The sequence below is a fragment of the Paraburkholderia sp. RAU6.4a genome (assembly GCF_050435625.1).
Classification (GTDB): domain Bacteria; phylum Pseudomonadota; class Gammaproteobacteria; order Burkholderiales; family Burkholderiaceae; genus Paraburkholderia; species Paraburkholderia tuberum.
Genome location: NZ_JBNDKQ010000003.1, coordinates 2,309,740 through 2,328,934, shown reverse-complemented (window position 1 = coordinate 2,328,934; position 19,195 = coordinate 2,309,740). Strand labels below are relative to the sequence as shown.

The window sequence follows — 19,195 nt, the reverse complement described above, 5'->3', positions numbered from 1 at the left end:
CAATCAGCTCCACCCGGCTTTACATCGTTGCTGCGTCGTTTTAATTGTGTTTATTGCGCTTGCGCGTTGCGATCTTCGAGGAATTTCGACACCAGCTCCGCGCTGCGCTTGACCGTACGCTTCTGCGTTTGGTAGTCGACGTGCACGATGCCGAAGCGCCGCTCATAGCCGAAAGCCCATTCGAAGTTGTCCATCAGCGACCACAGGAAATAGCCGCGCACGTCGACGCCCGCCTTGATCGCCTGATCGACCGCGGCGAGATGGCGCCTCAGGAACGAGATGCGCTGCGTGTCCTCGACGCGGCCGTCGATCACCTTGTCGTCCGATGCCATGCCGTTCTCGGTGATGTAGATCGGCGGCAGATTGGCATAGGTATCCCTGAAACCGGTCAACAGATCGCGAAGACCGTCAGGGTAAACCTCCCAGCCCATCTGCGTGCGCTCGACACCCTCGAGCGGCACCTCCTTGAAACCGTGCCCACCATCGCTCGCCACGTTGGTGCGGAAATAATAGTTGATGCCGAGAAAATCGAGCGGCGTATTGATCGTCTGCATGTCGCCTTCGAGCACGAGTGGCTCGCTGCCAGGCCACAACTCGAACAGGTCTTGCGGATACTCGCCCTTGAACAGCGGATCGAGAATCCACGCGTTGTGCTGAACTTCGAACAGCTCGGCCGCGCGACGGTCGGCGGCGCTGTCGCTATTCGGCGTGCCGCGCCCGACATTCGCGACGATGCCCTTGTGCGAGCGCGGATCGTTCGCGCGCAGCACCGGAATCGCGAGACCGTGCGCGAGCAGCAGATGATGCATGGCCTGCGCGGCGAAGCGCAGGTTCGAGAGTCCCGGCGCGTGATGGCCGTTGCCGTAGCCGAGGTACGCCGAACACCACGGCTCGTTGAGCGTCGCCCACGCATCGACGAGGCCGTGCAGCTCGCGGCTCATCAGATCCGCGTAATCGACGAAACGGTACGCGGTTTCGCGATTGAGCCAGCCGCCGCGATCCTCGAGATGCTGAGGCAGGTCCCAGTGATAAAGCGTGACGAAAGTCGTGATGTTCTTCTCTTTGAGCCGTCCGAGCAGGCGCTTGTAGAAGTCGAGCCCCTTGCGGTTCGGCGTGCCGTTTTCGTCCATCACACGCGGCCATGCGGTCGACAGCCGGTACGCTTCGAGGCCGAGGCCCGCGAGCAGGTCGACGTCCTGTTCCCAGCGATGATAGTGATCGCACGCGACGGCGCCGGTGTCGCCGGCCAACACCTTGCCCGGTGTGGCCGAGAACGTGTCCCAGATCGACGGCAGGCGGCCGTCTTCGTTGACCGCGCCTTCGATCTGATACGACGCGGTGGCCGCGCCGAGCAGGAAATCCTGGCGCCACAGCGACGAATCGGCGGGCGGGGTGAATGGATCGGAATGCGGTTCGCCGTGAGCGGTTGGACGGGCGGCGTCGATGACTGCGGATGCGTCGTTTACCACGGATTCTCTCCTGCCAATGAGGTCGTTGAACCGGGTGTGGTGGAACTCGAGGCGCTGGCGTTCGAACTTGCTGTGAGCGCTTAAGTGGAAGCGCTTCCACACTGTCCAGCGAACGATAGCAGCGGGGAAATCGGCGCAGCAATCCGGGTTTGTCTGGAGGGGTTTCTGGCATGCGTGCGTGGGTGATGCGGCGCGCATCGGGGGTGTTCACTGCAACGGATAGTTACGGCTTCCGACGAAAATCCCTGGCAGCCGTGCAACGCAAAGTCTCGGATCGCCGACAATCGGCTTATCCACTGAAGCATGGAAGACGATTGCGATGAGCGAATTCAATCTGTCGGAACTCTACCGCGGCTATATCGCCTGCCTGAACACGCAGGACTGGTCAAAGCTGCGAGACTTCGTTGGCGAAGACGTGAAGTACAACGGCCAACGAATCGGTTTGTCGGGCTATCGCGAGATGCTGGAAAGAGACTTCCGCGACATTCCCGACCTGCACTTCGAGATTCAGATGCTGGTTTGCGAGCCGCCACATATCGCAAGCCGATTGCATTTTGACTGCACACCCATCGGCATGTTACTTGGGCTTCCCGTGCAAGGAAAACGGGTGGAGTTTTCCGAGAACGTCTTCTACGAGTTTGGTGACGGCAAGATCCAGCAAGTCTGGTCGGTCATCGATAAAGCCGCGATCGAGAGTCAGTTGTAGCGGCTCAGGGACACGCGTGTCGCTCGCGTGCATCTTTTTGTGCGCGCGGAGACGCCCCGTCAGCGAGGCTGTCACGGAGCGCATCGCTCCGGCAAACCTCCGTCTCCGTTGAAGTCGCTATGCGCGGCACTCATGGCAAAACCGAACTCGCGCGGCAATTCTGCCATGTGGGAACTGCCGCGGTTATCAGAAACGCCCGCATTTCACTTCGATTCTTTTTTTATCGGGCGAATGCGCTCGTCTATGGCTTGTCGTCCTCGCTATCGGGGTCGATGTCGGGATCGAGCGGCGGCTCATCCGGGTCCTGCGATGGACCGAGGTCGGGCAGATCCGTCTGCACGACGTCGGACTGATCCGGGCGGATCGGGTTTTCGTCCTTGTTCGGTGTGGTTGCCATGGCCGGTCCTCCTTAGGTCGTTGCCATGCTGAAGCGGCAGCAAGTTCCGCTCCCGATCCAGACGCGGCCATGCCCGTTCCAGTCACAAGTCGAAGCCCATTTGCGCACGGCCAAGCTCGGTGAGATCGTCTGGCGTCGCGCGGCCGACGAAATCGACTTCGAAATGATCGGCCGGAAAATCCGGCGGGCTCCTGCCTTCGAGAAAGCCCGGCAGTTGCCGCTTCAGATACGCATCGTTCTTCGCGCAGCCCGGCAGCGAAGCGATATACATCACGTTGCTATAGCCGTTGCCGCGATGCGCGTCCTCGACCGCGTGAATGACGTCGCTATGCCAGAACACGGTGTCGCCCGCCTGCATCAGCGGAATCGACGACAGCGCATGAAACAGCGGCGCGTGATAGTCGGACTTGATCGACAGCGCGCGCCCCGGCAGCGCTCCGCACAGATCGTCTTCGGCGACATCATCCTGAAGCGCGCGCAACAGGATGTAGACCATCGAGTTCGCCATTGGCACCAACTGCAGCGTGCCGTCGCCGGGACCCTGCGGCGTCAGCGCGGTCCAGCCTTGAAACGTGCGGAACATCGAGCAGACGGCCGGCGATGCGATCTCCTCGACTTCGGTTCGCCACGCGGCGTCGAACGGATCGTAGTCGCGCCAGTGGCCCGAGAACACATGGCGATAGACCTTGCGGAAGTTCGGCTCGATCCAGCGCTCCACCGAACCGCCGTCGCAATGCGCCGACAACCCGAGCGATTCCGATCCGGGCGGCCGACGGCGCAGGCGGTCCGCATACACCGGCACATGGTTCGGATCGAAATGCACGCGCCCTTCGCTTTCGGTGCGCCACAGCCGGTTCAGGAACACGCGGGCCTGCGTGAGCTCGGTCGATTGCCGCGCGAGCACCTGCGGTTTCGACCAGTACACACCGTAGATTTGCGGCTTGCTCGAGGCGAGTTGCCCAAAGTACTTGTCTTCCGCGCGATTCTGCAGCTTTGCGTCGAGGTCGTTGCGCTCGACGTAGTCGGCGATGTCCTGATCCCATTGCTCGACGAGCGACCGGTCGAACACCTTGCGGATCACGCAGGCGCCGTGAGCTTTGACGAGCGCGATCTGCTCGTCGGTGACCCGGTTCGCCACGATGTCGGCGAACTGGATTTCCGGAATGACCGGCTCGCCGCGCTCACGCAGCGTCGCGATTCGCTCCGCCTCCTTCGTCATCGCCGCTTCGACGTCGGCGAACACGTCGCGGTAGTTCGGCAGCATCGCGCGCAGTTCGCGCTTCGCTTGACGGATGGCTGCCGGCAGGTCGTCGATTTGCAGGGCCATGGCATCGTCTCCATGTGGTTTCTGATGCTTGAAGCGTACGCGAACGATCGCCGCCTGCGTGATACTATCCGGTCAAAGATTTGACGATTTCGGACATGAAAGCCGCTTTTGAACATGTGGATTTTGGCCGGGACTGTTCGGTCAGGGTTTACCACCGCCGGCTGCCCCGCATCCCTTTCGAATGGCACCACCATCCCGAGTACGAGCTGACGCTAACGATGAACAGTCAGGGCAAGCGGTACATCGGAGACTCCGTCGCGACCTACGGCGCGGACGATCTGGTGCTGGTGCCGCCGAATCTGCCGCACACTTGGGCCTCGAACCGTTCGATCGACGCGGCGCACCCGCAGGTCGCGATCGTCGTATGGTTCGACGGCGCGTGGGTGCGGCGACTCGCCGATGTCTGCCCCGAATACAACGGACTTTGCGACCTGTTGCGCAGAGCGGCCTGCGGCCTCGCGTTCGAAGACGGTGCCGGCACACGCATGCGCGAACACCTCGACCGCCTGCTGTCCGACAAACCGCGCGAACGCTTGCAGGCGGCGCTCGATGTACTGGATCTGCTGTCGGCGCTCCCCGCCACGCCGCTCGCGTCCCCAAGCGCATTCGACGCGCGAACCGGAACGCCGACTGGCCACGAATCCGATCAGATCAATCGCGTGCTCGCATTGATCGAAACACAGTTCGCATATCCGCTTCGGCTTTCCGCGCTGGCCAAGGCGTCGGGGCTTTCCGAGCGCTCGTTGACGCGGCATTTCACGCAGCATCTTGGCGAGAGCGTCGGGCGCTACGTGACGCGCGTACGAATCGGCCACGCATGCCGGATGTTGACCGATACGCAAGCGCCGATTTCCGTCATTGCGACGCGCTCCGGATTCGCGAACGTCGCGAATTTCAACCGGCAATTCAAAGCCGCCAAGGACATGACACCGGTTGAATTCAGGCAGCAGTTCGCGGGCGCGCGGCGGGCGGAGCAACAGATGTCGCCAATGCTCACCGAGCGCTCGCCTTCTCTGCAGAGCGTTCGCAACAAAGGAGACGGCAAGCGGATGCCGCGGCCCGCGCGTGCAGGCCGGCAGTCCGAATGACCGGACTACTCGGCGAGCAATCCCTGCAGGCGCCAGACATTTTTTGCACGTCCGGGGGAGTACTTGCAGCAAGGGTGGGGCCAGGGATTTTATGGCGCAGACTATGCGCTGGCGGCGAAATTTCAACGCGACGGCAACGCGCGGCTGGTCGACTGCAACACCCGACTCTGGAGGCACTCCATGAACGAACAAGCGATACGTGAAGCCTTGAACGCACACTGGCGAGCGTCGGCGGACGGCGATCTCGACGCCGAACACGCTATCTACGCCGACGATGCGATCTGCGACTATCCCCAATCAGGCGAGCGAATCCACGGACGAACCAATTTGCAGGCTCTGCGCGGCCATCATCCCGGCAAGCCATCGGGTTTCGCGATCAGGCGAATTCAAGGCGAAGGCAATCTGTGGATCACCGAGTACACGATCAACTATCAGGGGCGCATCGCTTACACGGTCAGCGTGATGGAGTTCCGCGAAGGCAAGGTCGTCCACGAGACGCAGTATTTTGCTGATCCGTTCGAGGCCCCGGATTGGCGGAGTCAATGGGTTGAGCGGACCGCGTGAAAAAACGCGCCGCGGCCGTGTAGGACCAAGGTCCGATTGATGACAAACGCGCGCATGCGACTATGCTTCGAGGGGGCTGAAGCCCGAACTTGACGAGGTTCGCTATGCGGCAGGCCAAGATCGTTATCGTCGGCGCGGGGCTGGTCGGGGGATCGGCAGCCCTGTTCGTGGCGTTGGCCATTCCGAGCGCGAAAGTCGTCATCATCGATGTCGCGCGGGTGCGCGCTGAGGGACAGGTTCTCGATCTCGCCCACGCCGCGGCATTCTGGGGGCACAGCCGTTTTCGCGCAGGGGACTACGAAGACGCGCGTGACGCCGACATCGTCGTGATCACGGCAGGCGCCGGCGTCAAACCCGGCGAGACTCGCCTGCACCTTGCCAGAACCAATGCGGACATCGCGACCGAAATCGTCGGGCGGATCGCGCCGCTCGCGCCCGACGCCATCTATCTGATCGCGACCAACCCATGCGACGTGCTGACCGGCGCCGTTTACGACCAACTGCGTTGCGAGCGCGAGCGCGTCATCAGCACGGGCACCTCGCTCGATACCGGGCGGCTGCGCTCCCTGCTGTCCGAGCGGCTCGGCGTGGTGGCCTCCGCGATTCACGCCTATGTGCTCGGCGAGCACGGCGAATCGGCCGTGATCCAGTGGTCCGCCGCAACGGTCTGCGGCATGCCCCTCGAAACCTTCCTGACGCGCAACGGCAAGGAGCTGGGCCCCGCCAGCAGGGATCTGATCCTGCGCTCCGTCCACGAGGCGGCGAAGCTCATCAAGGAAGGCAAAGGCGCCACCCATTACGGCATCGCCAGCGCGATAGGAAGGATCTGCGAGGCCATCGTGCACGACACCGACCTGATCCTCACGGTTGGCATCGTCCAGCCCGAAGTGGAAGGCGTACCGGACGTGTGCGTGTCGCTGCCAATGGTCGTCAATGGCGCGGGCGCGCGGTTGATCGCCTATCCGGAACTCGACCCTATCGAGCGCGAGACCTTGCTAGGTAGCGCGCGCATCGTCAAGGACGCGACGGAAAGCGTGCTCCACGAGCGGTGACGCCTTCCCGCGCACTCCGAAAAAACCCAACCACGCCGGCACGAGGTCCATCATGGCTCCTACACCTGCCAAGGTTTCACGGCCCACCAGCTCGCCTCCCGCCACGCCGAAGCCCTCGGTCGGACTGCCGGCCGGCGTCTGGAAATATCTGGTACCGATCGCGGTCGGCGTCGCGCTGTGGTTTCTGCCCGCGCCCGCCGGCCTCCAGCCGAAGGCGTGGCATATGTTCGCCGTGTTCGTCGCGACCATTGCCGGCATCATGACCGCCCCGCTGCCGATGTCGGTGGTTGCCATCATCGGCTCGACCATTGGCGTGCTCGTCGGCGTTCTGTCGTTTGCCGACGTCACCAAATCCACCGGCACCGACCTCGTATGGCTCGTGATGCTCGCGTTTTTCATTTCACGCGGCGTGATCAAGACCGGCCTTGGCCGCCGGATCGCGCTTCTGTTCATGCGATTGCTGGGAAAGCGAACGACGGGGCTCGGCTACGGGCTCGTGTTGACCGAACTCGTGATCTCCCCCGCGATGCCGAGCATCACCGCGCGCGCGGGCGGCGTGATGTTGCCGATCACACGAGCCATTTCCGAAGTGCTGGGCAGTCACGCCGACGATCCGGAATCACGCGTGAAGGTGGGACGCTACCTGATTCTCTGCGCCTTCCACGCGAACATCATCACGGCGGGCATGTTCATCACGGCAATGGCGGGCAATCCGCTGGCGGTCAGGCTGGCCGCGGACCAGGGCGTGTCGATCAGCTGGCTCGACTGGGCGGTGGCGGCGTCGATCCCCGGTCTGCTGTGCCTCGCCGTGATTCCGATCGCCATGCTGTGGATCGCCCCGCCGCAGGTCAGACGCACCCCCGATGCCACCGACCTCGCGCAACGAGAGCTCACGACGATGGGGCCCATCTCGGTCAAAGAAATCATCATGGCGTGCATCTTCGTCGGCTTGCTGGTGCTGTGGGTGTTCGGCGACGATCTCGGCGTCGGCGCGACGCTCGCGGCGGCGATCGGCGTTTCGTTGCTGTTCATCAGCGGCGTGCTGACCTGGCAGGACGCGCTGAACGAGAAGTCCGCCTGGGACACGATGATCTGGATCGGCCTGCTCATCATGCTGGCCTCCAAGCTCAACGAATATGGCATGGTGAGCTGGTTCGGCAAGGAATTCGGCGCGCATCTCGCGGGCTTTCCGATGCTGGCGGTCTATATGATGGTGGCGGCGATCTACGTTTACATTCACTACTTTTTCGCCAGCGCCACCGCGCATATCAGCGCGCTGTTTCCGCTCTCCATGGCACTGATGGTCGCCGCCGGCGTCCCGCCCTTCGTCGCCGCAGTCTCGCTCGGGATTCTGAGCAATGTGAACGGCTGCCTGACGCAATATGGCATCGGCTCCGGTCCCGTCATGTTCGGCGCGGGCTACGTGACCCAGGGCGAATGGTGGAAGGCTGGATTTTTGATGAGCCTGTTTTACATGGTGGCCTGGCTGGTCGTTGGGCCGCTTTGGTGGAAGGTGCTGGGGCACGTATGAGACAACGCGACTTTCGCCGCGCGGCTCGTACGGCCCGCGCACACGTGATCCTGCTCCGCTTCCCGCTTCGTCAATCGCGAACGGTCATGACCCGCGCAACTTCCCCGGTCGTCATCGATCGCCGCCGATCACCGCGACGCCGTCCGCACCCCTGACGCCCGCGCCGGCCCTCCAATGCAACGCTTCAGTTGCCCGTGCCGCTCGTCTCGAAGGTTCCCCGATCATAAGCTTCGCAATAAGCCTTCCAGTCTGCCGCGACCTGCGCCTCACACTGCGTCGCAAGATCGATCAACGGCAGTTGCCAATCGCGCCGACTGCCAAACGCGATCAGATCGTCCGCGATCGCCGACTTCTGCCGCCCTCCGCTGCGCAGATGCGCCCACGCGCTCAACTCGGCCATGCTGTTGATCACTGCCTCGAGCCGCGGCAGCTTGCCGTCCCAGTCGGCAAGCGCGACGCGATCTTCCGATGGCTGCAAACTCCGCAGCACATAGGAGCGCTGGTTGAATTCCACCGCGTGCAAAAAGGCCTGCGAGACCGCCTGATTGCGCCGCTGCACTTCGACGACACGCTGTGCCTCGGTCTGCCACTTCGGCTGCGTCGCCGTCACGTGCGCACTCACCGATGACGGCAGCGCCTCTTTCAAATCGATCAGGTAGTTGCCATCGGGCGAGCCCTTGCCCTCGACCAGAATCACATAGCGATCGACACCGAGGCTGCCCGTCCCCGCAATGCGGCGCGCGACATCGAGCGTGCGGTAGAACTCGGGATTCGGCTCCGTCACCGCGAACTGCTGCATGAACTGCGCGACCGCGGCACGCCGTTCATCGCTGACGGGCAGCGCTTTCTTGCCGTCGACCTTCAGCATGCGCGTTTTGCCCTTGAGCACCGTGCGACGGTCCAGATGCGCGGCGCGCGTGCGGCTCACGAGCGCGACGAACAGATCGCGCACCATGCCGGTCGCGGTCTCCGCTTCGATCCAGCGCGACTTGCCGTACGCGAGCGCGGCGCCGTAGGCATCGAGAGCGGTGTGGCACAGCGCGAGCGCTTCAGCGCGGCTCAGCTTCAGGTTGGCCGCGCCGACCAGCACGCTCGTCAACAGACGCACCAGCTCGCAGGGAACCGGCGCGAGACAGGCTTCGTCGAAGTCGTTGTTGTCGAAGTAGACGAGGCGATTGTCGCCCTTGTAGCTGCCGAAATTTTCGAGGTGCATGTCGCCGCAGATCCACACGTGCGGCGCGTCGTCGAGTACGTTCGCGCGCGGCAGACGCGCATAGAACAGATGGCAGGTGCCGCGCAGAAATACGAACGGCGAGCCGCGCATGGCTTTGTATTTCATCGCGAGTCGTTCGGGGTCCCGCCCGGCGTTGAAGTTGGCGATGATCTTTGCGATATCGGACATAGCGGGTTCCGTTGAATGGGCAAGCTCGACGTGAGCTCCATGCCTGCTGCTGTGACCTCGGAGCGTGCCGCGAATTCAATGCGGGTTCAACCCGGATGCAGTGACGTGGCTGTCGTTGCTTGTCGCGGCAGTGGCGATCGGTGGGCTGCTTGCCTACGCGTATCGCCAGTGGGCGCGCTCGACAGGCTCGAACTTCGAGTTCTATGCGTCGTTGTTGGCGCTCAACGCGACCGCGCTCCTGTTGCTGACGAACGCGCTATGTTGGTTCGAATACATGTCCAATGTCATCAATGTGTCGCATCCATTGTGCTTACGATCTGCTGGACTCACCCCTCCCCACCGAACCTGCGCCGATACGCCCCCGGACTCGTCAACGCGATCCGGCGAAAATGCCGCCGCAACGACTCCTCCGACCCGAACCCCGCCAGCTCGGCGACGCGCGCCATCGGCAGCGGCGTCGCGGCTTCGAGCAACTCACGCGCAAGCGCGACGCGCTCCCTGACGAGCCATTCATAAGGCGCCATGCCGGTCGCGTCGCGGAACTGCCGTTGCAGCGTGCGCGGGCTCATCGCCGCGCGCCCGGCGAGCGAGCGCAGCGTATGCGGCTCGGCCGCATGGCTGCGCACCCAGTCCATCAGCTTCGCGATACGTCCGCTTTCGTCGGGCGGCATCGGGCGCGGCACGAACTGCGCCTGGCCACCCTCGCGATGCGGCGGCACCACGAGCCGTTGCGCGACGCGATTCGCAACCGCGCCGCCATGATCGCGCCGCACCAGATGCAGCAGCATGTCGAGCCCGGCCGCCGATCCCGCCGAGGTGATCACCTGCCCTTCATCGACATACAGCGCCTCGGGCTGCACACGCAGTTGCGGATAGCGCTGCTGCAACTTGTCCGCGTAGCGCCAGTGGGTCGTCACGGTCTTGCCGTCGAGCACGCCGGCCGCCGCGAGCACGAACACGCCCGAGCAGATCGAGCAGAGCCGCGTGCCGCGCTCGTAAGCCGCGCGAAGCCTGCGCAGCAGCGCGGCCGGCGGCACCTCGTCGGCATCGCGCCAACCCGGAATCACGATCGTGTCGGCGCTCGCGAGCAGCTTCAGCGTGTAGGGCGCGGCCAGCGTGATGCCGCCCGCCGCGCGGATCGGACCGGGCTCGCTCGCGCAGACCGCGAAGCGATACCACGGCACGCCGAGCTCGGGACGCTCGAGCGCGAACAGTTCGGTCACGCAGCCGAATTCGAAGGTGCAAAGCCGGTCGTAGGCCAGCGCGACGACGAGATGATTGTGCATGGCGCAATGTTACCGAAGATTGACGATCACGCCACTTACCGGGCGACCCGCCGCTCGTCACAATCGACCGTGCCTGAAAAGCGCGCGTCCCACCACCTAATCAACTCACCCCTGCTGCCATGACTCACGACAACCTCACCACCGTCCCGAACGCCGTCACCGCGATCCCCGCCGCCGACAGCGCCGCCGCGCTCGGGCACTTCCAGGCGTCGCTGCGCTTCGAAACCGATTGCACCGACGTTCACGCCGCGCTCGCGAGCGGCGCGCCCGGCTTCGTGCTGCTCGACGTGCGCAGTCCCGCGCTGTTCGCGCAGGGCCACGTGCCGGGCGCGCTGAATCTGCCGCACGGCAAGATCGTCACGTCGAAGCTCGCGGCTTATGCGCCGGACACGCTGTTCGTCACCTACTGCGCGGGCCCGCACTGCAACGGCGCGGCGCGCGGCGCACTGCGGCTCGCGCAGTTGGGGCGGCCCGTCAAGCTGATGGCGGGCGGCGTCACCGGCTGGCTGGACGAAGGCTTCCAGCTGAGCCGCGAGGACGCCGATCCGCCGTCCGATCCACGCTCCGATGCATAGCGTGACTCGTAATCCGACACGCGTTCCAGCGCGGCATCCGCCGCCGTCCGCGCGTCGGCTTTGCCCCCTGTTCGCAAATCGCAAATAAGTTAAACAAAAGTTCGAAAGGTGCCGATAACATGTCCAGCCGGACTCTTCCCGGCGGACCCAATATGCAGAGTTCATATAATTTCTGGCTCGTCGCGATTTCGTTCGCGGTCGCGACCCTCGCGTCGTACACCGCGCTCGATCTGACGGGCCGCATCTTCCTGCTCGGCTCGACGCGCCGGCGGCACGCATGGCGGCTCGGCGGCGCGTTCGCGCTCGGTGTCGGCATCTGGTCGATGCACTTCGTCGCGATGCTCGCGTTCTCGCTGCCTATCCCGCTCGGCTACGACCCGGCGACGACCGCCTGCTCGCTGGCCCTCGCGATCGGCGCTTCGTATCTGGCGCTCTCGCTGACGACCCAGCAGCGCCTGACGCCGGTCCGGCTGCTGATGGGCGGCGTGGCGATGGGGATCGCTATCGCCGGCATGCATTACACCGGGATGGCGGCGATGCGCATGGCGCCCGCGATCCGCTACCAGCCGGCATGGTTCGCGGCCTCGATCGCGATCGCGATCGGTGCGTCGAGCGCCGCGCTGTGGATGGCGCGCGCGCTCAGCAACGAACACGAGCGCCATATCGCGCGCAAACGTCTCGCCGCGGCGCTGGTGATGGGCGTCGCGATCAGCGGCATGCACTACACCGGCATGGCCGCCGCCGACTTCGCGCCGGGCGCGATCTGCGGCGCGGCCAACGACATGAACGCGCGATGGCTCGCCACCTCGGTGATCCTGCTCACGTTCGCGGTGCTGATCGTCACGCTGATGCTGTCGCGCTTCGACGTGCGCACCACCTTCCTGCTCGGCGCGGTGTCGCGGCTGAACGGCCAGATCGTGCGGCTCGCGACGCTCGACGCGCTGACGGGCCTGCCGAACCGCGCGACGCTGACCGAGCGGATCGAACGCGCGATCAGCGGCGCGCGTCGCCAGCGTACGTCGTTCGCGGTGCTGTTCATGGATCTCGACGGCTTCAAGACGATCAACGATTCGCTCGGTCACTCGGCTGGCGACGCGGTGCTGTCCGCATTCGCGCAACGCCTGCAGCAATGCGTGCGTTCGAGCGACACCGTCGCGCGGCTCGGCGGCGACGAGTTCGTCGTGCTCACGGAACATCTTACGTGCGGCGACGACGCGGCCGCGCTCGCCGACGGCGTGCTTCACCGGATGCGCCAGGGCACGTGGAGCGACGAACAACCGCTGCAGGTGATGCCGAGCATCGGCATTGCGCTCTATCCGCGCGATGGCGACAGCGTCGAGACGCTGCTCCAGCACGCGGACGCCGCGATGTACGAAGCGAAGCGCGCCGGCCGCGGCACCTACCGCTTCTTCGAGCGCAGCATGAACGAGGCCGCCACGCGCACGCTGCGGATCCAGCAAGTGCTGCACGACGCCTTCGCGAATGATCGTTTCTCGCTGCTGTTCCAGCCGAAGTTTGAGCGCGGCGGCGACGCGCTCGCGGGCGCCGAGGCGCTGATCCGCCTGCACGATCCGGAGATGGGCGCGCTGATGCCGGCCGAGTTCATCCCGGTCGCCGAGCGCTCCGGGCAGATCGTGCAGATCGGCTACTGGGTCGTGCGTGAAACCTGCCGGCGCATTCGCGGCTGGATCGAACAGGGCCTGCCGGCGATGAAGGTGGCGATCAACCTGTCGCCGCGTCAGCTGTTGCAACCGGACCTCGTCGAGACGATCCTCGACATCGTCAGGAGCGAGGGCGTCGCGTGCGAGCAGATCATGTTCGAGATCACCGAGACCGTAGCGATGCAGGATGCCGCGCGCACCGTCGAAGTAATCCGCGCGTTTCAGGCGAGCGGCTTCGACATCTCGATCGACGACTTCGGCACCGGCTATTCGAGCCTCGCGTATCTGCAGCGCTTCCAGGTGAAGCAGTTGAAGATCGATCGCTTCTTCATCAACGGTCTCGACGCGAACGGCGCCGCGGGCAGCGCAATCGTGTCGGCGATCATCGCGCTCGCGCACTCGCTCGAAATGGACGTGGTCGCCGAGGGCGTCGAAACCCAATCGCAACTCGACAAGCTGTGCTCGATGATGTGCGACGAAGTGCAGGGCTACCTGCTCGGCAAGCCGATCAACGCCGACGACTTTGGCGCAATGCTCCGCGGCAGAACGATGGCCGCAAGCGGAGTCTCTATCTGAGCAGCGTCTCCCCCAACGCCGCGAGCCGTTCGGTCAACGCCTCGCTCGCACGCGTCATCGGCAAACGCAATTCGTTGCGCACCCATCCCCTCGCCGCGAGCAGCGCCTTCACCGGCGCGGGATTCGGTTCCGCGAACGCGAGCTGGATCTGCGGCACGAGCGCGTGAAAAATGCGTCGTCCTTCGTCGAGCTTCCCCTGCGTCAACGCGCGATAAAGCGCGACGAAACGCTCGGGCCGCCAATGCGCCGACGCCGCGATCGCCCCGCTTCCACCCGCGCACACCGTCGAGAAGAGCTCGAGGTCGTTGCCCGCGAGCACTTGCAGACGGCCGTCGCGAATCAACGCGAGCGTCGTGTCGAGCGAACCGGCGCAATCCTTGATCGCCTGAACTCGCGGATGCACGGCGAGCGTCAGCAGCGTGTCGAGCTCGAGCCGCACGCCGGTGCGTTGCGGAATATCGTAGAGCACGACTGGATGCACGCTCGCGTCCGCGAGTGCGCTGAAATGCGCGACGATGCCGTCCTGCGAGGGCCGTGTGTAATACGGCGCGGCGATCAGCACGCCGGCAATCGGCAACGGATTCAACTGCTCGATCCGCGCGCGCATGCTCGCCGTGTGATTGCCCGAGACGCCGACCAGCACCGGCAACGCGCGCTGCTGCGGCGACGCGCTGACGGCTTGCACCGCATCGAGAATCGTCGCGAGCACGGCGTCCTGTTCGGCGGCGTCGAGCGTGGCGGGCTCGCCGGTCGTGCCGAGCGCGACGAGCCCGGCCACACCGGCCTCCGCATAGCGACGCACCAGCGCACGCAACGCGGCGTGATCGACGGCGCCGTCGGCGAACGGCGTGATCAGCGGAATCCAGATACCCGAGAAATCAGACATGTTTTCTACCTCGATGACGACCGTATCGATTCCGGGTCAGCGGTGCGAGGGAGAACAGAGGAGAAAGCCGCAGGCGGGCGGTCGACCGGTCGTTCCGTCGCACATCTGACGACGGAACAGCGTGCTCCGGTCAGATGAGCGGCTGTTTTTTGGCTTTGGCGCCGACGTTGCGCGAAACACCGATCGCGCGTACGACCGCCGCGCTCGCCAGAGCGACGCGGGCGAAGGTCGAAGAACGGAGCGGGAACGTGGGGCCGGAGTGCATGGACCCCAGTGTAACCGCGAAACCCGCGTCGCAGGGTCTTCGGCGCCTCGCGAACCAGCTCGCGAAGGAAAACGCTTGACTTCTACGCGCCGGAAACTAATATACGCACCGCGTACATCAACGCGTTTTGCTGCCTTACTCTCGCCGACCCCACTTTTGCGACAGGTGCCCTCATGAGCGTTCCGCAACAAGCCTTCCTACGCGATGCGATGCGTCGCCTGAACATGACGCGCGATACGTTCGCTAACCGCATCGGCGTGTCGCGCCGGGCACTGGATACGTGGCTGCTGCCGGACGACTCGCAGGAATCGCGGGCGATGCCGGAAATCGTCGAGCGTTTCGTGTCGGAGATCGTCGCGAACACGGAGCCGGGCGAAGGATATACGCAAAGCGTAGACTCGCAATCGCTAGCAAGCCAGATTCTGTTCGAGGGCAAGCCGCAGCTGCTGTCGGTCGATCAGTTTTCGCGCGACTCGGTCGAGGCGCTCTTTCGCGTCGCCGACATCATGCAGCCGATCGCCCGGCGCCGCAAAATCTCGCGCGTGCTCGAAGGCGCGGTGCTCGGCAATCTGTTCTTCGAGGCGAGCACGCGTACCCGTGTGAGCTTCGGCGCGGCGTTCTGCCGGCTCGGTGGCTCGGTGTGCGACACGACCGGCTTCACGTTTTCGTCGATGGCGAAGGGAGAATCGATCTACGACACGAGCCGGGTGATGAGCGGCTATGTCGACGCGCTGGTGATCCGCCACCCGGAGCAAGGCTCGGTGGCCGAATTCGCGCGCGCGACCAACGTGCCGGTGATCAACGGCGGCGACGGTCCCGGCGAGCATCCGAGCCAGGCGCTGCTCGATCTCTACACGATCCAGCGCGAGTTTTCGCGGCTCGGCAAGATCGTCGACGGCGCGCACATCGCGCTGGTCGGCGACCTCAAGTACGGACGTACCGTGCATTCGCTCGTGAAGCTGCTGGCGCTCTATCGCGGCATCAAGTTCACGCTGATTTCGCCGCCGATGCTCGAATTGCCGGGCTATATCATCGAGCAGATTTCGCGCAACGCTCACGTGATCGAACAGACGCACGACCTGCGCACTGGCTTGTGCGGCGCCGACGTCGTATACGCGACGCGCATCCAGAAGGAGCGCTTCACCGACGAATCGTTCGAAGGCTACACGCCCGACTTCCAGATCAACCAGGCGCTCGTCGATAGCGTGTGCGGCGCCGACACGCTGATCATGCACCCGCTGCCGCGCGACAGCCGGCCCGGCGCGAACGATCTGAGCACCGACCTCAATCACGATTCGCGGCTCGCGATTTTCCGGCAGACCGACAACGGCATTCCGGTGCGGATGGCGATTTTCGCGGTGCTGCTCGGCGTCGACAAACAGGTCCAGCATTCGATGCGCGATGCCGCGTGGCGCCCGCCGGTCTACCTGGGACCTGACGACGCGGTGTTTCACGGAATCGATTGACGCGGATAGCCGTCCGCCGTCAGGCCGCGGCCGCGGCGCGCGCGTCACGCATTTCGCGCGCCGCCTGCCTGAACGTGCCGGCAAAGAACAGCACCTGATATTTGACCGCTTTCGACCAGTACTTCCACGTATGGCCGCCGGGCCGCTCGGCGTAATCGTGCGGCACGCCGAGTTCGACGAGCCGCTCGTGCAGCAGCCGGTTCGACTGCACGAGCGAGTCGTTCACGCCGCAATCGATCGTCAGCGCGATATGGTCGCGGCCGAAATCCTCCGCACTCGCGACGATCGCCTTGCTGTTCCAGAAGTCCGCATATTGCATCGGGTCGCCGAACACCCGCTCGATGCCGGGCTCGTCCTCGCTGCCGCGCGGGTCCACCGCGCCGCTGATGCTGCCCGCCGCGCCGAAAGCGTCGGGCCGGTCGAGCGCGATGCGTAGCGCGCCGAAGCCGCCCATGCTCAAGCCCGTGATAGCGCGCGCCTGCTTCGTCGCGATCGTGCGGAAATGGCTGTCGATATAGGCCACCACTTCCGTACCCACGTAGGTTTCGTAGCGGCTGCGCGGATCGACGGGGCTATCGATGTACCAGCTGTCGCGGCCGCCGTCGGGCATCACGAGGATCACGTGATAGCGGTCGGCGAGCTTGCCGATATGCGAATTCGCGGTCCAGTCCGTGTAATCGCCGCCCGAGCCATGTAGCACGTAGACGACCGGAAAGCGCGCGGCCTGGTTGCCACGCGCGTATCGATCGGGCAGCACGACGGTTGCGTCGAACGTACGATGCATCGCCGCGCTCGGAATCGTGACGACGCGCGACTGGAACGCCCACGCCGGCGATGCGATCAGCATCAGAATGAGCCAGAACGTATGGACTGGATTCATGGTGAGTCGCCCCTTGCGCTTGCTTCCGGCTGCTTACGTTCGTCAGGCGTCCGAAGAAGAGCGCCCCGGCATGCCTCGGCCTATGTCCGCGAACGACTGTAGCAATGGCGACTTACAACCAAATTTCAGGGAAACATACGATCCAGTCAGGCTTCGGTCGCTTCATCGGCTTCAGTTGCCGTCTCTGCGCCCGCATCTTCAACGTGCGCGGCAAACCCCACCCGCCCCGGCGCCAGATCGTCCCGCAATGTGAGCGCCGGAATCTCATACGCGCCGCCGTTCTGCGGCAGGAACGCGATCGGCGCGGCCGTCCACAGCGTGTCGAGCCGTCGCCCGAGCGCCTCGCTGACCTCGGCATACTTCGCCTCGTCGACGCGGCTCGTGCGATAGACGACGAACGGCGGCAATACCTCGAAGCCGGGGTAATACAGCACACCGTGCTGGATCGGGAACAACACGTCGTCGTTCGGACCGTTGATGCCGCGTGCGCTGTAGTGCGACTCCCAGCCGCCCGTCGTGACGATCAGCATCGCGCGCTTGCCCGCGAAACGGCCCTCGCCATAACGCTCGCCCCAGCGCGCATCGGAATGCTCGCCGACGCCATACGCGAGACCGTACGCATAGACACGCTCCACCCAGCCCTTCATGATCGCCGGCATCGAGAACCACCACAGCGGAAACTGCAGGATCACCGCATCGGCCCACTTCAGCTTGTCCTGCTCACGCGCGATATCCTCGCTCTGCAGGCCGTTCTCGAACGCATGCTTCGATTCGAGCGATGCGAAGAAGCGCTCGCCGCTGTGACGCTCGCTGGTGTCGTGCGCGTCTAGCGACGCTTTCCAGTTCATCGCGTACAGATCGGACACCTGCACCGTATGGCCGGCGCGTTCGAGATGGCGGACAGTGAAGTCCTTCAGCGAACCGTTCAACGATTTCGGTTCGGGATGCGCATAGATGATGAGAACGTTCGTGATGGGACCTTCGTGGCTGAAAACAGTCACGATAGGCATCGCCGAGGTATATTGGAAATGAATTCCCAATATGTCAGGTATTGCCGTGGTTAATCTCAGAAGACTCGACCTGAACCTGCTGGTCACGCTCGTGTTTGCCCACAAAAAAAAGAAAAAAGAAAACAATAAAGATGAAAAAACCGTTGCCGACGCGACTCAATAAAGAACGAAAAATGCAAGCAAAACGAAAGATGTAGAGCCTCCGATTTACGGGCACAACCCAGCCAAAGGCGTTATCGGGAGGTGGATGTCAGTGCGGCAACCCGCTCCGAATGCTCGAATTGCGCCTCTCCCGGCATACCCCCCCGCCGACCGAAGGACCAAATCCGATCCACCGTTGCGGGTCGCGCGCCGACTGATCCGGTCGCCACGTCGGCCAAAGCTGACGCTCGCCCGTTTGACGGCGAAGGCTGCAGGTCACTTCGCTGCCGTTCGCAGGCAGATGTTGGCGAGCGGACACTTCTCGCGTTCAGCAAATGACAGTCCCAAACCCGCCTTTAGTCGCCCGCAATTACGCCGACAGACGTCTCTTCCTTTAACACGGTGCTGAAGAAAACGGCTACTACTGGATCATTGACGACACCGGCTTTCCAAAGAAGGGACGTCATTCGGTCGGGGTGGCACGTCAGTACTGTGGGCAACTCGAAAAGCAGGACAACTGCCAGGTTGCAGTGAGCCTGTCGATCGCGACGCAACGCGGCAGCCTGCCGATTGCCTGGCAGCTGTATGTCCCCAAGGAAGGGCACCAGGTACGGCGCCGCTTCCGCCCAAGCCCTGGAGCGGGCGCGGCAAGCCACCGACATTGTTGCGCCGTGCGCCCGGCCACGAGCCGATCGCCGTGAAGGAACTGGCCATGCAATTACCCGTAAGCGCCAGGCAATCCGTAACCTGGCGCGAAGGCAACCGCAGCGTCACCTCCCCATACGCCGTAAACTTGATGGCATTCGCCAGCAGGTTGTTCATCACCTGGCCAAGCCGAGTCGGATCACCCTGCATCGGCAGCACCGGCGACGTTCCGAACACGCCCGACAGCCTCACGCCCTTTGCGCGCGCC

General features: G+C 64.1%; 17 protein-coding genes and 1 pseudogene. 10 read left to right on the top strand and 8 right to left on the bottom strand.

The genetic code is table 11. The features are described 5' to 3' along the window. Window positions 1-50 precede the first annotated feature (50 nt). On the bottom strand, window positions 51-1,469 hold the full coding sequence (locus OKW40_RS35345; protein ID WP_429493668.1) for a GH1 family beta-glucosidase: 1,419 nt from the start codon (window positions 1,467-1,469) through the stop codon (window positions 51-53). A gap of 319 nt (window positions 1,470-1,788) precedes the next feature. Between OKW40_RS35345 and OKW40_RS35340 the strand changes: the two genes are divergently transcribed. Beyond that, window positions 1,789-2,175, top strand: a complete 387-nt coding sequence (locus OKW40_RS35340; protein ID WP_429493667.1) for an ester cyclase — start codon at window positions 1,789-1,791, stop codon at window positions 2,173-2,175. Between the two features lie 241 nt (window positions 2,176-2,416). Here OKW40_RS35340 and OKW40_RS35335 read toward each other — a convergent pair whose 3' ends face one another. After that, window positions 2,417-2,572, bottom strand: a complete 156-nt coding sequence (locus tag OKW40_RS35335; RefSeq protein WP_184065349.1) for a hypothetical protein — start codon at window positions 2,570-2,572, stop codon at window positions 2,417-2,419. An 82-nt stretch (window positions 2,573-2,654) separates the two neighbouring features. After that, on the bottom strand, window positions 2,655-3,899 hold the full coding sequence (locus OKW40_RS35330) for a DUF1479 domain-containing protein (RefSeq protein ID WP_429493666.1): 1,245 nt from the start codon (window positions 3,897-3,899) through the stop codon (window positions 2,655-2,657). Between the two features lie 95 nt (window positions 3,900-3,994). Here OKW40_RS35330 and OKW40_RS35325 point away from each other — a divergent pair, with 95 nt between their 5' ends. The 4 genes from OKW40_RS35325 (at window position 3,995) to OKW40_RS35310 (ending at window position 8,134) form a co-directional block, all read left to right on the top strand. Further along, window positions 3,995-4,987 (top strand): helix-turn-helix domain-containing protein, encoded by a 993-nt coding sequence (locus tag OKW40_RS35325; protein ID WP_429493665.1) that lies wholly within the window; start codon window positions 3,995-3,997, stop codon window positions 4,985-4,987. Between the two features lie 180 nt (window positions 4,988-5,167). Further along, window positions 5,168-5,551, top strand: coding sequence for a nuclear transport factor 2 family protein (locus OKW40_RS35320; RefSeq protein ID WP_090810122.1), 384 nt, complete (start codon window positions 5,168-5,170; stop codon window positions 5,549-5,551). A 104-nt stretch (window positions 5,552-5,655) separates the two neighbouring features. Continuing rightward, window positions 5,656-6,603: a lactate/malate family dehydrogenase gene (locus tag OKW40_RS35315; protein WP_187613962.1), complete on the top strand. Its 948-nt coding sequence runs from the start codon at window positions 5,656-5,658 to the stop codon at window positions 6,601-6,603. Window positions 6,604-6,655: 52 nt separating this feature from the next. Then, window positions 6,656-8,134 carry a DASS family sodium-coupled anion symporter gene (locus tag OKW40_RS35310; RefSeq protein ID WP_184065364.1) on the top strand — a complete coding sequence of 493 codons (1,479 nt, stop codon included), beginning with the start codon at window positions 6,656-6,658 and terminating at the stop codon, window positions 8,132-8,134. A gap of 184 nt (window positions 8,135-8,318) precedes the next feature. Here the strand turns inward: OKW40_RS35310 and OKW40_RS35305 are convergent, their stop codons facing one another. Continuing rightward, window positions 8,319-9,536 carry a DUF2252 domain-containing protein gene (locus OKW40_RS35305; protein ID WP_429493664.1) on the bottom strand — a complete coding sequence of 406 codons (1,218 nt, stop codon included), beginning with the start codon at window positions 9,534-9,536 and terminating at the stop codon, window positions 8,319-8,321. A gap of 326 nt (window positions 9,537-9,862) precedes the next feature. Continuing rightward, window positions 9,863-10,822 (bottom strand): transcriptional regulator FtrA, encoded by a 960-nt coding sequence (gene ftrA, locus OKW40_RS35300; protein ID WP_429493662.1) that lies wholly within the window; start codon window positions 10,820-10,822, stop codon window positions 9,863-9,865. A 119-nt stretch (window positions 10,823-10,941) separates the two neighbouring features. Here ftrA and OKW40_RS35295 point away from each other — a divergent pair, with 119 nt between their 5' ends. Both OKW40_RS35295 and OKW40_RS35290 read left to right on the top strand, forming a co-directional pair. Further along, the gene (locus OKW40_RS35295) at window positions 10,942-11,397 is read left to right on the top strand and encodes a rhodanese-like domain-containing protein (protein WP_429493661.1); all 456 of its coding nucleotides are present in this window, start codon (window positions 10,942-10,944) and stop codon (window positions 11,395-11,397) included. Between the two features lie 152 nt (window positions 11,398-11,549). Beyond that, on the top strand, window positions 11,550-13,634 hold the full coding sequence (locus tag OKW40_RS35290; RefSeq protein ID WP_429493660.1) for a putative bifunctional diguanylate cyclase/phosphodiesterase: 2,085 nt from the start codon (window positions 11,550-11,552) through the stop codon (window positions 13,632-13,634). Here the strand turns inward: OKW40_RS35290 and dapA are convergent. Further along, entirely contained in the window at window positions 13,627-14,520 is an 894-nt protein-coding gene (gene dapA / locus OKW40_RS35285) for a 4-hydroxy-tetrahydrodipicolinate synthase (protein ID WP_187618911.1), read from the bottom strand. The two genes, OKW40_RS35290 and dapA, sit on opposite strands and share 8 nt — an antisense overlap. A gap of 438 nt (window positions 14,521-14,958) precedes the next feature. Between dapA and OKW40_RS35280 the strand changes: the two genes are divergently transcribed. Next, window positions 14,959-16,251, top strand: coding sequence for an aspartate carbamoyltransferase (locus OKW40_RS35280; RefSeq protein ID WP_429493659.1), 1,293 nt, complete (start codon window positions 14,959-14,961; stop codon window positions 16,249-16,251). 19 nt (window positions 16,252-16,270) lie between these two features. Here the strand turns inward: OKW40_RS35280 and OKW40_RS35275 are convergent, their stop codons facing one another. Both OKW40_RS35275 and OKW40_RS35270 read right to left on the bottom strand, forming a co-directional pair. Next, window positions 16,271-17,131 carry an alpha/beta hydrolase gene (locus tag OKW40_RS35275; RefSeq protein WP_429493658.1) on the bottom strand — a complete coding sequence of 287 codons (861 nt, stop codon included), beginning with the start codon at window positions 17,129-17,131 and terminating at the stop codon, window positions 16,271-16,273. Window positions 17,132-17,277: 146 nt separating this feature from the next. Next, complete coding sequence (locus tag OKW40_RS35270) at window positions 17,278-18,132, bottom strand: NAD(P)H-dependent oxidoreductase (RefSeq protein WP_429493657.1); 855 nt, start codon at window positions 18,130-18,132, stop codon at window positions 17,278-17,280. Between the two features lie 40 nt (window positions 18,133-18,172). Here OKW40_RS35270 and OKW40_RS35265 point away from each other — a divergent pair, with 40 nt between their 5' ends. Next, on the top strand, window positions 18,173-18,304 hold the full coding sequence (locus tag OKW40_RS35265; RefSeq protein ID WP_260321389.1) for a hypothetical protein: 132 nt from the start codon (window positions 18,173-18,175) through the stop codon (window positions 18,302-18,304). Between the two features lie 394 nt (window positions 18,305-18,698). After that, window positions 18,699-19,060: pseudogene (locus OKW40_RS35260) on the top strand (transposase); the annotation flags it as partial. Window positions 19,061-19,195 lie beyond the last annotated feature (135 nt).

Coding starts and splice junctions, on each gene's coding strand:
- OKW40_RS35340 (WP_429493667.1), top strand. CDS start 1,789: ATGAGCGAATTCAATCTGTCGGAACTCTACCGCGGCTATATCGCCTGC.
- OKW40_RS35335 (WP_184065349.1), bottom strand. CDS start 2,572: ATGGCAACCACACCGAACAAGGACGAAAACCCGATCCGCCCGGATCAG.
- OKW40_RS35330 (WP_429493666.1), bottom strand. CDS start 3,899: ATGGCCCTGCAAATCGACGACCTGCCGGCAGCCATCCGTCAAGCGAAG.
- OKW40_RS35325 (WP_429493665.1), top strand. CDS start 3,995: ATGAAAGCCGCTTTTGAACATGTGGATTTTGGCCGGGACTGTTCGGTC.
- OKW40_RS35320 (WP_090810122.1), top strand. CDS start 5,168: ATGAACGAACAAGCGATACGTGAAGCCTTGAACGCACACTGGCGAGCG.
- OKW40_RS35315 (WP_187613962.1), top strand. CDS start 5,656: ATGCGGCAGGCCAAGATCGTTATCGTCGGCGCGGGGCTGGTCGGGGGA.
- OKW40_RS35310 (WP_184065364.1), top strand. CDS start 6,656: ATGGCTCCTACACCTGCCAAGGTTTCACGGCCCACCAGCTCGCCTCCC.
- OKW40_RS35305 (WP_429493664.1), bottom strand. CDS start 9,536: ATGTCCGATATCGCAAAGATCATCGCCAACTTCAACGCCGGGCGGGAC.
- ftrA (WP_429493662.1), bottom strand. CDS start 10,822: ATGCACAATCATCTCGTCGTCGCGCTGGCCTACGACCGGCTTTGCACC.
- OKW40_RS35295 (WP_429493661.1), top strand. CDS start 10,942: ATGACTCACGACAACCTCACCACCGTCCCGAACGCCGTCACCGCGATC.
- OKW40_RS35290 (WP_429493660.1), top strand. CDS start 11,550: ATGCAGAGTTCATATAATTTCTGGCTCGTCGCGATTTCGTTCGCGGTC.
- dapA (WP_187618911.1), bottom strand. CDS start 14,520: ATGTCTGATTTCTCGGGTATCTGGATTCCGCTGATCACGCCGTTCGCC.
- OKW40_RS35280 (WP_429493659.1), top strand. CDS start 14,959: ATGAGCGTTCCGCAACAAGCCTTCCTACGCGATGCGATGCGTCGCCTG.
- OKW40_RS35275 (WP_429493658.1), bottom strand. CDS start 17,131: ATGAATCCAGTCCATACGTTCTGGCTCATTCTGATGCTGATCGCATCG.
- OKW40_RS35265 (WP_260321389.1), top strand. CDS start 18,173: ATGTCAGGTATTGCCGTGGTTAATCTCAGAAGACTCGACCTGAACCTG.